At 44.7% G+C, this 13,780-nt stretch carries 7 protein-coding genes and 1 pseudogene; all 8 read right to left on the bottom strand.

The window, feature by feature from the left end; genetic code table 11:
* Positions 1–28: 28 nt before the first annotated feature.
* Positions 29–5,707, bottom strand: a complete 5,679-nt coding sequence (locus B0G52_RS24895; RefSeq protein ID WP_158223853.1) for a 3-keto-alpha-glucoside-1,2-lyase-like domain-containing protein — start codon at positions 5,705–5,707, stop codon at positions 29–31.
* Positions 5,708–6,186: 479 nt separating this feature from the next.
* The gene (locus B0G52_RS24890; RefSeq protein WP_094048298.1) at positions 6,187–7,359 is read right to left on the bottom strand and encodes an S-layer homology domain-containing protein; all 1,173 of its coding nucleotides are present in this window, start codon (positions 7,357–7,359) and stop codon (positions 6,187–6,189) included.
* Positions 7,360–7,647: 288 nt separating this feature from the next.
* Positions 7,648–8,958 (bottom strand): replication initiation protein, encoded by a 1,311-nt coding sequence (locus B0G52_RS24885; RefSeq protein WP_094048296.1) that lies wholly within the window; start codon positions 8,956–8,958, stop codon positions 7,648–7,650.
* Between the two features lie 796 nt (positions 8,959–9,754).
* The gene (locus B0G52_RS24880; protein ID WP_255407510.1) at positions 9,755–10,024 is read right to left on the bottom strand and encodes a helix-turn-helix domain-containing protein; all 270 of its coding nucleotides are present in this window, start codon (positions 10,022–10,024) and stop codon (positions 9,755–9,757) included.
* A 344-nt stretch (positions 10,025–10,368) separates the two neighbouring features.
* On the bottom strand, positions 10,369–11,538 hold the full coding sequence (locus B0G52_RS24875; RefSeq protein ID WP_094048292.1) for an RNA-guided endonuclease InsQ/TnpB family protein: 1,170 nt from the start codon (positions 11,536–11,538) through the stop codon (positions 10,369–10,371).
* 59 nt (positions 11,539–11,597) lie between these two features.
* Positions 11,598–11,783 (bottom strand): annotated as a pseudogene (gene tnpA / locus B0G52_RS24870) (IS200/IS605 family transposase); the annotation flags it as partial.
* A gap of 570 nt (positions 11,784–12,353) precedes the next feature.
* Positions 12,354–13,043, bottom strand: a complete 690-nt coding sequence (locus tag B0G52_RS24855; protein ID WP_094048286.1) for a thermonuclease family protein — start codon at positions 13,041–13,043, stop codon at positions 12,354–12,356.
* A gap of 388 nt (positions 13,044–13,431) precedes the next feature.
* A complete protein-coding gene (locus tag B0G52_RS24850) occupies positions 13,432–13,635 on the bottom strand; it encodes a hypothetical protein (RefSeq protein ID WP_094048284.1) in 204 nt (67 codons plus the stop codon).
* Positions 13,636–13,780 lie beyond the last annotated feature (145 nt).

Here is a 13,780-nt window from a genome sequence, read left to right as displayed (position 1 = left end):
AGGACGCCACAAGGCGCCCTTTCTTGTATTAATGCCGGTTATGAACTAGAATAACATCGTTTATATTGCCCCTGATAATGATCGGAACATCAACTGAATCGACGACGCCGTTGCTCCAATTAACAGTAAATCGCATGGTGTATGGCCCATCCTTTAAGGTTTTGGCAAACCCTACATCCAGCATTTCTCCATTAAAACGAATGCGATCTGTCGTTGTCATCACCACGGAGTTTGTTCTCGTCAGCAGCTGTGCGACGACCTGCAGCGGCTTCGTCGTACTTGTTGGCCCCGTATCCGTCACAATCGAAGCTAATACGAACGCTTCTCCGGCCCAAAATACATTCTGATCTCTTTTCCTGGTTGGATTACTTGCATTCCATTTTAATCGATACTCTTCCCAATCATCCGTGTGAAGAACCTGGCCTTCAATGGTCAAGTCTCCTACAACGATTGGCTTAGTAATCGTGTCCGATGCGCCGATCGGATCACGAACCGTCAACTGCACCGAATATACCCCTGGACGATTGGCCGTATCCGAGAAGCTTGGATTTGTCTCTGAGCTGGTTCGGTAGTAGCCGTTTGGACCAGTAATCACCCAAGCCGAACTTAGTGTATCCTCGTCAGCGTCTGTTGATTGGTTGATGAGGTGAACTGTATCCCCCTCCCATGCCGGCTTCGGCGTCCAGTCGAAGTTAGCCACCGGAGGGGTATTGACTACTTGGACACGCTTGATCAGTTGCGCTGTCTGACCAACAGAGTCACGCACGACTTGCCGGATCTCAAATTCACCGAGCGAGCTGAAGCTCTTCGTCCAGGTTCCGCGATCCGTACTCTGCAGCGACTCGGCCGTGCCGGTTGTCAGGTTCCGAATGAAGTATTGATGCGGTAGAAATTCTGCCGGGCCGTCTTCCTTGTCCCATGCAGTCGATGTGATCGTAAGCGTCTCCGACGCACTGAGCGTCGTTTTGCTCAGTGTAAAGCCTGGAATTGGCGGCTCGTCGATGATTGGCTGCGTAATGTTGATTGCTTGGATATACCACTCGGACCATGCATTGTACTCGTCTCGCACAGCTTCTCCCACCGTATATACGCCAGCTTCCCGCGGTGAGATGAGCTGCATATCGGATACCTCTCCGGATGGAGATATACTGTAGTACACCCTTTTAGTTATACCTCGACTATTTTTGTAGTCAATGCCAGTTGCCTCCGAGCTATAGTTGGTCGGGCTTAACCAACGATCGGGATCGTAAGACGTATCATTCCAAACGACTTTTTTGGTTACTGGATCGATACTGAGGGTGAACTGTGCAATCGGCCGGCGATGCACGGCAATATTTTGCCAGTAGTCGTCCGAAAATTGCCGATACGCATCAAAGGTCATCGATGGAAATAGATAGTCCGGATGCGGGTCATCCGATCCGCGATACGTTATTTTGTACAATCCTACTCTGTCGAAGCTTAGAATCGGTGAATCCACCGTCTTGCCATGTACGGACGATAATCCCGATTTTCCGTCACCGGCATTAAGGAACTTATTAGGGTCGATGTGCTCGAAATCCCAAGTTGTTCGTTCCTTGAGTTGTGGATCATTTTCCGGATCACTCCAGGATGTCTCGTATTCAACAGATTCATCCACCAACGCGACATTGTCCATCATATCGACTTCATACGGCAACACTGACATATCCTTGAAAGACACATACTCACGGTTTGCGTAAGGACCGTAATAGCCAAATATTGGCGGAGAGTCCTCGATTACTTCTACTAATGGGACTCCGTTGATGTAAACTTTTATCCTCTTCCCGACGACCCTCACCTTATAATTTGTCCATACATCTGGCGGTGAATCCCGATTAATTTCCTTCAGGATAGTTCGATTCCCATCGACCACTTTTACAATTCGGACGTGATAGTTTGTTGTTTCTACCCGATACATGTTTCTATTGTCTGTCATTCTAAATGAGAGTCCGGCAGACTCCCGCGTCTTATAAAATGTTTTTGGGAGCTTCAGCGCATATTGAAACTCAGCGTTGATAATTTCTTTACTGGTAGAATAATATTGTCCGAGGTTGGATGAATATTCCGGTATTGTTCCAGGTCCATCGACAACTTTATTTGTAACTTGGTGCCTCCTACACCCATAGCAGTCGTAACTGTCCGTATAAGCGCCGTAAGTTAAGAAGACCTTACCGTCATCCATAAATCTCGGAGGGTATGCCACTGGACCGCGGTAATAATAATGTCCAACATCATAACTTCCCAATTCCACCGACTGATCGATCGTCCCGGTCAGCAGATTAAGCGACTTGTAATAGAGCTTAAAATTGCTGTCCGAACCGGTCTGGTCAATCCATAGTACTTTACCATCCTTCGAGGCAATTGCGGAATTCGAAAATCGTGTTATGTTCCCTATTCCAATTGCTGATAATGTTTTTCCCCAAACTTTGTTACCGTTGAAATCATACACTTCAATGGTTGATCCGTAGTTTATGACGATACGATTACGTGCGTAGTGTAGAACTTTTACACTTGATGGATCACTATCAGCATCACTATAAACCAAGTGTTCGCTAATTTTTCCACCTGTTGTATTGTTTCGAATTATTAAATAAGTGTTTCCCCCACTTTTGAATTCGAGATGAGCCATCCGATTTCCGTCTGTAGAGACCGGAAATACTTTGGGTAAAACCTGTGCTGTGGAGTACCCAACTCGATACTCAACCGCATCCCTTGGCAACGATACAGAATAGGCTTCAGTGGGGCCAATCATTCGAGCAATATAATATACATTGCCACTACCTTCAACATAAGAGGTCTTTACCTTGAATTCCGGATCACCTGTAACATAGCTTAGATTATTGTACTTTCCGTCGCTGTCGCATAGCTGACCATTCCAAATAACTACTTTATTCGTGCTAGGGTTGTAATAAAAGTAATTATAATTAGTACCGCCATAAGTTCCAGTCGTTCCATCTGAGCTGTTCCAGCTACATAGCTGGCCAGAATAATTATAGATGGCCAATCTACCGTCTGTAATAAACGAATAAGAACCGAGCCCTCTAACATATTCATCGGACCAAGGTGAATTTAGCTCGGCCTCAATGACCCCATTCTTGCGCATCTGATGGGTATAGCGACTGTTATATGGCGCATTGACGCCATTATCCTTAATAGTCAATGTATATTCTTCCCCGAACGCAGCTCGAAGGAGTTCATCAAAATCGACCCCTCTTATCTCAGCGCCAGCAGTTGGTGCAAAGTATCTAGATTCTTTATTTAGGTATTCATGAGGGTAAACCGGCCAAACTGGTTCCACTTGCGTATGCGTAATTCCGCTCACCAGTTCGTTCCCATTTCGGTAAAACCTTTTAACTAAGTCACCATTAAAATTGGAGGTCTTCCATGTGCTCCCTAAGAGCTGATTAGGCAAGAGCGCATCTGGCAGAGCCCCTGGAGGCTGCTCGATTTCTCCGGAAACCGTAAACGAAGCTTGTGGATTATCATTTACAATCTTCAGATCAAAATCCTTCTGGGCCTCTTTCCCCCAATCCTCCTTCACATACACATGAAAACGATAGTTACCAATTCTAGGCGGATTGAAAATGAATATATCGTTTTCGTCGAAATCCACAGGGATAGAAGTCTCATCCTCAAAGGAGCCATCATTATTGCTGTCATATCGATACGTGGTGAGATTTTCGACGATGATATCATTATCCGGTGAATAACTGTTATTGGTCATTACAACCGGAGTTGTGCGAAGCGCCGTATTATCAAAATCTAGTTTAGGGACTGGCGGCAGATCCTCTTTAACGGTTAGCGTATGCGATGCCGGCGCCTCCGACTTTAGCCCGCCGCTGTCCGTGACCTCAAGCGTGATGATCTCTTGGCCAGGCGTATAGTACCGCTCATGGACGTTGGTCCAATCATACTTAACGATACTCCGCTTGATCGGCGAGAAGCTGCGCGAGCCATCAAAAGGCTTAGGCAACGGCCGACCCTCTACCACTTCATAGGGCCCGTCTATAATCGGAATTGGGTTCTCCGGAATGACTTGTACGCAGACGTTTCTTGTGGACGCAGCTCCGAATGGATCTCGGGCAGTGACGCGGGCGCAATGTTGACCCAGCTCGTCGGCCAAGATATTCGTATGCATCTCATCGTTAAGCCACAATCCATACTTTTCCGGAAGCGACTGCACCCAGGAACTCTTTGAGTTTGCAAAATCCCAGGTGTAGGTGATCGGATCGCCGTCCGGATCATAAGGCTCAGCTGGGTCTGCCACCGGAAAAGGTTTATTGATAATCCGCAGGTTAACACGCTTGTTGATTACAACATACCACGGAGCATCCCAGCTAAAACGGTCATATTCTTCAAACCAACCGGCGTTAAAATATGGCGGACTATTGGAGACCGGGCCATTTACGATCAGGTCTTTTGTGGCCAGCCAGCCAGTCTCGACTTCTTTGCCATCGCACTTAGCAAAGATTTTTAAGGATACCTGATGCACACCGATACCGATAATGTCCGGATAGCTCGAGTATGGATAAACTGTATTTGCTGTCTGACTGGTGACATTATTACTGCGAGACCAGTTGCCATCACGCTCGATTAGATAGTTATGCTTCTGATATGTACATTGTGCCGAAATTTTGAAGTCGCGCGGCTTTAATGTAAACGTATCTCTCCACTCAATTGTCTGGTCAGGCAAAATATCAAAATTACCAGTGATTTCGTACGGCTGCGGCTCTGGCGTCGGCTCCGGATCGGGCGGCGTCGTTCCGGCAACAACCGTAACCGTTGCAGATGCTTTAAGGTGATAGAGACCCGATTTCCACTCAGCACTAACAACAGTAGTGCCAGCTTTTACTCCGGTAACTTTGCCTTTACTATCTACCGTTGCGACCGCTTTATTACTGGATTCCCATTTTTCCGCCCTAGCTGAAACACCCGTCCAGTTAACGGCACCGTACCCCGTCGTTTCCACCTCAGCTACCATGTTCTTACTTTGGTTTACGCCAACTGAATTTGGCATCATACGCATGGTTTTAGACTGCTTGACCTCGCCTGTCCACCATAAATCCATAGGTGTCGCATAGTTGACAATCCACTTGTAGTTCCCGAGCTCGCCGTATCGTTTGTTGTCCGTCCAGTCGGGTCCGCCCGTTTTCGTAAAGTGTTCAACTACTAACTTATCTTCTGACCAGACGCGCGGTGCATCTCTGGTCGGTGCGGAAGGTTCGTATGTATCACTTATCACCCATGTCATTTTGGACTGATTAAGGGCTGATTTTTCTACATACTTTTTGGCGTAAATGTTTCCTGCCTTGTCTTTCCAGCTTCCAGGTTGATATTTTCTGGTATCAACCAGTTGTCTAAAGTACGCCCCAGAAACGGGATATTCTTTTTGCATGCCACCTTCGAGGAGCTTCCCTCCATAATCAACGGTAGCCGAATCATTAGTAAGCTCCGATGTTGCGCGAAACTTCCCGTTATCCATTTGCGTCCACATGACACCTGGATTTGTAAGTCCGGAGGCTTCGACCGGAATGGTGAGTGTTTGCGAGGTTGCAGGCCCACTCGGGCCAATAGTTGGATTTCCTAATGATGGTGCAGCCGCTTCCGCCACACTTTCATTGTTTGGGAATACCGGGATCAAAGAAATAGACAGCGCAAGCAACACTAGCAATGATAGATTCTTCTTCATACTCGACCCCTCACTCCTAAGTGTAATTATTTTTTTCACGAATGTGCCTCCCATTTAATAGTAATTTGCTGCAATCGTCCCCTATGGATATCCTAAAAAGAGAATAAAAAAACCCGACGAGAGGCAGCTACGTAAGAATCCAAAAATGGAGTTCTTAAATAGCCGATCCACCCATAGGGTTTACTACTTGCGAGCAATGTTGGTAATACGAACTAGGGATAATATACCATAGGCCGAAAACACCGACAAGCAGTTATGCACCTGTACTCTCTCACTAGGCTCACTAATATCTTGTAATAGCTTGCTTCAATGGCTTCTTTGCGGAGCCTTTTTGACGACGATCCGGGAATATTCAAGCTATGCGGAGGGTGGCTTGCTTGCCTACCTCCCACAATCGGACTTTCGAAGTTCCGTGCTTTGCTGGACACACTCGTTCAACAAAATAAAGAGGACGCTTTGTAGCGCCCTCTCTGAGTAAACTACATTAGTCGAAAAGATGAAAACGATCCGTCCTTAGCATTAATATCGATCCAAATGTAGTCTTTCATGACGTACTGCTTAACCCAGAACCTTTTCTCTTTTGCCTTGTCAAACGTAGGAATAGTTTGATACCCATAGTGTTCAATTAATTTCCCCCTTAGAGAGTCACTCGTGATATACGGGACTTCACTTAAAAAGATCAACTTGTCCATCGTATCGGTGGCAGGCGTGAAGGAGATTTCTATGAAAACAGCATAGGCGTTTGGATGACTTTTCATTTCGTCATCAATGAACATCGGCGCATAAACACCAACTGGTGTGCTTGAAATCGAATTATCCGTCACGATAAAGCGATGTACTTTCACGTTGCCACCAGTTTTCGTTTTAATGTCCTTGCCGACAATATTTTCAAAGAATTGAGGTTTGGTATTAAGAAGTGCCACTTTCGCCCCGAAAGTCATCATGTTTGTCCCCGTCTTCCCGACTTCTCGTAGTTCGCTCAATTCCTTAAAGTCGTCTGCCTGTTTGCTAAGCAGTTTGAGATAACGGTTAATGATGACGGCTACTTCAGCCCTTGTCGTAGGATTATCAAACCCAAACGATCCATCTGGGAGCCCAACGGTTAACTGCGTGCCTCTTGCAACAGCCACATAAGGTATTCTGTCTGCAGGTATGCCGCTCTTATAGTATTCGGTAAAGGGGACGAGCGTTCCCTTTGTTTCATCCAAGGCCTGCTTATAGGTCGGCTCAGCAATCGTTAACCCAGTGACCATCCACTTCACCATCTCATATCGAGAGATAGCTTCTGTAGCCTTAGGCTTTTTCTTGTAGTCGTTCCGATCGATATATCCCGCTTCCACAAGATTATCGACAGCTTCCTTGGCCCAAGATGGTACATCTGAAAACACTTCCTTGCTCTGATGCGGCTCTCCAACAAGACCCGATATCTTGGCCAGTAGAGATGCAAACTCTGCGCGAGTGATATTGTTGCTTGGCTTGAAGGTACCATCAGGGTAACCTTTGATAAATCCTTTCTGAGCTGCCTCGTTGATTGCATTGCTTGCCCAGTGGTTTGCCATAACATCCTTAAATTTGGATGTCGCTGCAGCTACGGAACTAGCAGCCGTCAGTACCAATGAAATTGAAATAATAAGCATAAGTAATTTTTTCATGACTGATCCTCCTATTTAAAATAATTTTTTGATCTTTCCTCTAGTGTTCCATCCATTTTGCATGCATGAAACCTTTGTTCTTCTTTCCATAAGACAGTAAGGGTAATTAAAAAAACCCAATGGGAGGTAACCACTTCATAACTCCACAGGAGCTACTCATATGGCAAACCACCCATAGGGTTTATTACTTGTGAGAAATGTTGGAAAGAATATGAACTAGGATTAATATACCATAGAGGGAAATTGCCGGCAAGCATTAGCAGAGTGTCATAACAGATCTATAGAGTACTAAAAGTCGGTCTGCTTTTCTAGCCACAACTCGTACACTTTCTTTAAGTATGGATCGTGAGCGAGATCCTCCATCAGAAGCGGCGGCCGTTTCGTTTTTTTTCTGTTCTTCTGAATAACCTCCAAGTTCTGGAGCAACATTTGATCCCTAGATTCAGCAAGTTCAGTTAATTCTTCGACCTTACTGTAAACCCCGCGGTTTATCAAATCTTTATAGTTCTCAATAATCTCTTTGAATTGGCTGAGTTCCTCACGAGTCTGATCTGCCAAATTTTCTTCGACGTTTCGGAGCTCCATCCCAAAGAGCGCATCATCCAGCGGCATATCGTGTACTGAGTTAGCATAATTATCTTCGATGCCCTTAATGATGTACCCGGCCAAGTTTAGAATAGATTGCCCTTTGTTCAGTTGCAGTGCATGCCTAACATTCTCCTCGATATAAAAGGGATGGTACAGTTTCGCAAGCGAAATCGCCTTTTTCCGGTGAACGCCGTTTTGGACAAGAAGATTAAATACATTCTCTGCGTCGTAATTGGCCATGTCTTGCTCAGATTGAATATTTTTTCCGTTCCGGCTGATCTGGAAAATGAACGATTCTACCGATCGACCAACACGCTTATGTACATCGTACGAAAATGTGATATCAGTCTTTTCCTCCAACTCTTTCTGAACGCTATCTAGCAACTCGCGTAAATGCTTAAGCATTTTGTACTTGTCGTCCGGAATATTTAACAAGTAACGCAGCTCCGCTATTTTGATCACGCGTTCCTTCCGGAACTCCCGTTCCTTTAGAATCTCATAGAGCCGCCAGGAGTATTCTGAGCGAAGCTTTAGCACATTCTTGATGCGATACTTCGTGTATGCGCGCTTCAAGTTCCGGAAAAACGGGGCGAGATCTTCGGATAGTTTTATTTTAACCCTGCCTTCGCCCTTAACATAAGTCGCGCTCTGTACCCAGGTTATCTTCTGTTTAATCGAGTTGTTCTCAATCACGAGCTGCTTACTCTGCAGCTGGTCGATCGTCTTCTCAACGCGCTCATAAAATGACTTTTCGACTACCCCTAGCAGATTGGCCAAATCTTTGATTTGGACTGTATACGTTTTAAATTCTTCATCGTCAGGCTGGACCAACGAAACCAACGAGTATATCAGTCGGCGTTCCATTAGCGATAGATCCTGTTGCGAGTTTATGATCTCTTTGGACTGATTGATCCAATAGTAGTCTTTGATTTGTGCTTCGTATTCTGGCACGACAAGCGCCATTTGACCATCATCCTCAAATTCGGTTTCGTAAGGTATGTTATCTTGCATACGCAACACCTCTTTCCCTACTATACCTCAATCTTTCCAAGCTTGTAATAGAGAAAAATCGGGCCACAGACACATACGACTATATGTCCTGATAAACGGGGCTGATATCCTCTTTTCTTAGATCTGGACTCCTGATAAACATAAGGCAAATGGCAGAAGTGGAATTAATGACATTCCGATATGTCCGGAAAAACAGGGCAAAAATTTTTTTCGTGTTCTAATGAACATCTCATATGTCCGGTCAATGGGGGTTGAAGGGAGCATAACGAACGGCTACCACTCATATGTCCGGATAAACAGGGCTGCATACGAAGGTTGGACTTTGAATATAATCTTACAACCCAATGAGGGAAGCAGAATGAAGTAATTTCAACCCCTTTTACCCGGACATTCGATTATTAATCCCGCTTCCGTGTACATTTTTTCAGTCACTCTGATGCATACAAGCCCTAATGACCCCTATTTTCCGGACATGTCACCCTTTCTTTCAGGACATGACCCCGTTTATGCGGACAATAGGCCATCATTGATCGGACATCTCGCCCCAAATGATCGGACTTTCCACCCTTATCTACCGGACATCTCGCCCCGTTTTTCCGGCTATTTGACCCCATTATACCGGACATCAGGCCATATCTCACTTACTCTCGTCTACGATCAGCCATCGCTTAACAAGGTATATAACATTTAAAACAGATTTAAAAAAGAAACAATAAGATAAACAAGTTCCCGTCTTGAATGATACCAACCCGGTTTTCCCGGACATAAAAAGGACGCAGCTTAGTACGCCCCTGAATCAATCCGGTATTCGTTTGATAATCTCTTCGAGCAGCTCTGGGTGTTCAATGAACACTTGATGAAAGTCTGTGGGGATCCGCCCAGATGCCAACACCAAATGATATTTATTGACTCCAAGCGCAGAAGCTAACTTAATAATCATTTCTTCAGTTGGAACAGAATCCTTATCCGCCTCAAGCCGACTGATGTAAGCATCAGTCACCCCGAGGAGCTCCGCGAGTTTCTTTTGCGTCAAACCGTCGATCCCTCTCCGTATTCGTTTGACCATCTTCCCGAAGGACAATCCAGGGTCAAACCAAACTTGCATATTGTCCACCCTTCCATCCGCACAGCTGCTACTAACGAAAGTGTATCATTCTCAGTAGTCCTACTCAACAAAGTCTTCGTTATGTGCAATTACCAAAATCATTTGACAGTTTAGGTTACATGAACCTCCCCTACTTACGCTTCGCTTAGAAGTAGAAGTTTCTTACCAGTCACACCGTTACTTTCTGCAAACAAATAGGTTGACTACTTGCTTTCGCTGCCAGCAGCGGAAATCTAACAGTGTGGTTCAGTAAGCAACACTTTTGCAAGTGGGTGGGAACTCACCATCTACTACTTTTCGCTATACTAAGCGATCCGTAGATACTTGATCGATTTCGTTTCGCCCAAATATCGGATATCTCCATGCAGATATTTGGACAAAATCCCTTTGCTCCCGTGAATATCCCGATGTTCTTTGTAGCTGCAGGAACATTTGTAATTTCTTGTAGAAGTCTTTTTTCTTCTACCACAACAAGGACATTGTTGACTCGTATAGCTTTCATCAATCGTCTTTACGCTTGTTCCATGTTCTTCAAGTTTGTAGCCCAGCTGTTTCTCGATTTTGCCGAAACTCCAATTGGATAATTTTTGCGTTACGTTCTTTCTTTTCTTCTTTTTCGTGTTGCGTTGTACGCCTTCCACTTTGCCAATAACAACTTCTTTTACGTCATTTTGCGTGCACCATTGAACAAATTGCTTGGTCGTTTTATGAATGATATCTTTCAGTTGGCGCTCGCTTTTGCTGAGCATGTAAGTTTTGGCTCTGTTGTACTTTTTCCATTGCCGGCTGCCCTTTTTGCATTTGCTCATGAGCTTCTGGAGCTCGGCCAGCTTCTTGTTTCGGAACCGGTGAATACTTCTTGCTTTTCTTCCCGTGATGATGATCGACTTGTTTGCGGTGGTCGTTGCCGCGATGGAGTGGATTTCACCCAGATCAACTCCTGCAACCTCGCTGCCATCGTTTAACGCAGCAATTTTCCCGTCATCATAGATCATGGAAACCATCAGTTTTCGGTCATATACAAGTTCTATTTCTTTGATTTCTGCATCGGGCAAGTCGGCAACAATGATCTGAATCGGTTGCTGGCGCTTGCCATTTTGGATACCTAGACTTAATTGTATCGTGTTCCCCTCAATTTTGAACGACTTGTCTACCCATTTCGTGTTGAAGTGCTTCTTGTTTTTATGGGGGTATTTCGTATTCACGCCTTGGTTTTTAGCTTGTTTTGCGCTGTCTCTGGCAAATAAATATTTATGACAAACAGCCTGTACAGACTGCGAGTGCAACGGGAATTGATTTTTCAATGCGGTTTGAAGTTCTGTTTTTCCAATCCAGCTTCCATTGTGCTGCAGGGAATAGTTCTTTGCAATAGATAGATATTGGTTCCAAATTTCTGCGGATACCCGGTTGCACGCAAACAGTCTATCCAGATCGGCTTTAGAAGTTCGAAACGCTGCTTTGACACATCGGATCATTGGGATTTCGCCTCCTTCCCTTGATTCTCAATATAGGTTTTCAATACTTCCAGAGGCGCTCAGCCCACGGTAATCAGGCAGTAGCTTTGCGAGCAGAAATGTTCTTTCCACAAATTCTTTTTTACAACGGGAAAGTCTTTCTTAATAAGACGAGAACTGGCACTCTTATAGGCGTTGATAAATCTGGAAAGTTCCGTGTTTGGATGCGCCTTGAAAAGCACATGGATATGATCATGATCGTGATTTCCGTGACCCGTCACGGCTCCTCTTTACTCTTCACCCCGAAGTTTCCGTTGGAAAATACAATAATGAATATAACTAGGACAGCGAGTAGGTAACTAAAGCCTCTATCCATTAACAATGAAATTCCAACAATGAGTATTACCATGATGACTTTTAGAACATTACGTTCGAGCCTTTTCTTCACTAAGGCTTTTGAATGCTTCAGTATAGCCAGGAAAGCAGCCCCCACAAAAATAGCACCTAAATGTGAATGAAACGAATCGTCGGTAACCCAATTTATGACATGTTCCATTTTGAACTTTCACCTACCCCCGCTCGTTCTGCTATGATCTACACAGTATTATACCTCTTCCATTCTTCTGGAAACACAAACATTCCTTCGATCACTTGGACAACGATAGCGTCGTCCGTTGGTTCAACAATTCTAATCTCATAATGGAAATGTTTCTGCAACTGGCAGTAGTCGTAAATCTCCTTCGCTTCTTTGAGAGTAACAGGACTATAATATCGCCCGTACTTGTCCATATACCCTTTGTACATCCTGACACATCCCCACATTTGAATGATAGACCTTATTTTGATCGGTCGAAACCGTTATCTGTGACATATCCCGTAATGCTCCAAATGCCAATTTGTTCATCCTCAGCTTCTGCTTCGGCCTTCTGGTAGTCTTCGGCATATTTTGTGTCCGGCTCGAAAACGTAGGCAACGCGCGCTAGGCCATTTCTAACGATCTGCTCGTTGATGCTGTTGCCATTAACAAAGAAATATCCAAGCAATCGCCCATATTTGTCGCGTCCAGTTCGATCCTTACCCAGACCGAACTCAATCATCACTTTCTTTTTTACCACTTGCTTCCTTAGATACGCTCGCGCCTCCGCTGCGAAACGATCCTTTGATTTGATCTCAGGCGCGTCGATGTTCAGCAGGCGGACCGCTTCACGTCTTTTACCATTCTGAATCGTACATGTGTCTCCGTCATAACAAGACAATACCATGTAGGTTCCATCAGCAGGGATAGTCGGCGTATCTCCTTTAACTTTCGTTGCAATTTCCTCGATCAATTCCTGGGACGACTTCTCCGACTTTTCACCCTTAAATGCTGCTAGCGTCTCTTCGTATGATTCCAGCAGCATCCCTTTGACTTCGTAAACTTCCTGGCTGGTTATCCCTTCTTCATGGTACAACGGTTCAACCGGCACAACATAACAACCCGTCAGGATAAGGAATACAACCATGACACCAATCGACCATTTTTTCAAAACAAATGCCTCCCATCTCTACAGTTTATTGTTCATAAAAAAGGAAATTGTCAGCGCACCGCAAAGGAATGATAGTAAAAGCCATTTCATGGGTTTTAGCCTATTCTTTTTAGAACGAGCTCGGGAAAATGAAAGAAGTCCCAAAGCGATCAAGCATAAGAAGGACTTTTTATAAGGATTTAAGAAAGACCCAACAAGACCCAGTGCGGAAATATTTAAAAAGTAAAATAGAAAAAACTGGTGCGGAATCTTTCGGAAGAAGTTCATGATATACATGTTCCTCTCATACTTGATCGTATCTATCCAACGCTTTACTGCTTAAGTGTACCAAGAAGCTTACATTGGTTCTGTACACCCGCTCCCGTTTTTTCCTCAAACTTGAGCCTGATCATACTACAACTCTAATAGAGTCTCTTTTCTCAAGCCGATCGAGCGCATAGTCGATGTGTTCCAATGCAACTAGTGAGGCCCACAGTTCTTGTTTTGAATCCTTGGCGTCAAGGTTTATTGCCAAGCATTTGGCTGCATCGCGAGCCGCTTTAAGTGATTTCTCCAATTCCTTAATCTTCTTGTTAACATCATTCTTTTTCATCGATTTCCCTCCTAGTTTTAATACATGTGATCAACTGACCACAGTCATGCAGTGAAGCACCGCGAGCAGTTCCCAGCGCGCGGTGCGAAAAAGGGATGGATCCTAAGTCTCTACATCTTCCTCCTGCACAGAATCTTCGTGCTAT

It is taken from the genome of Cohnella sp. SGD-V74 (assembly GCF_003001675.1).
Taxonomy (GTDB): domain Bacteria; phylum Bacillota; class Bacilli; order Paenibacillales; family Paenibacillaceae; genus Cohnella.
Note: the sequence above shows the minus strand (reverse complement) of the source record. Positions and strands in the feature narration are given on the sequence as shown.

Bases quoted from the DNA above. Each gene is read 5' to 3' on its own strand.
- B0G52_RS24895 (WP_158223853.1), bottom strand. From the start codon at position 5,707: ATGAAGAAGAATCTATCATTGCTAGTGTTGCTTGCGCTGTCTATTTCT.
- B0G52_RS24890 (WP_094048298.1), bottom strand. From the start codon at position 7,359: ATGAAAAAATTACTTATGCTTATTATTTCAATTTCATTGGTACTGACG.
- B0G52_RS24885 (WP_094048296.1), bottom strand. From the start codon at position 8,958: ATGCAAGATAACATACCTTACGAAACCGAATTTGAGGATGATGGTCAA.
- B0G52_RS24880 (WP_255407510.1), bottom strand. From the start codon at position 10,024: ATGGTCAAACGAATACGGAGAGGGATCGACGGTTTGACGCAAAAGAAA.
- B0G52_RS24875 (WP_094048292.1), bottom strand. From the start codon at position 11,538: ATGATCCGATGTGTCAAAGCAGCGTTTCGAACTTCTAAAGCCGATCTG.
- B0G52_RS24850 (WP_094048284.1), bottom strand. From the start codon at position 13,635: ATGAAAAAGAATGATGTTAACAAGAAGATTAAGGAATTGGAGAAATCA.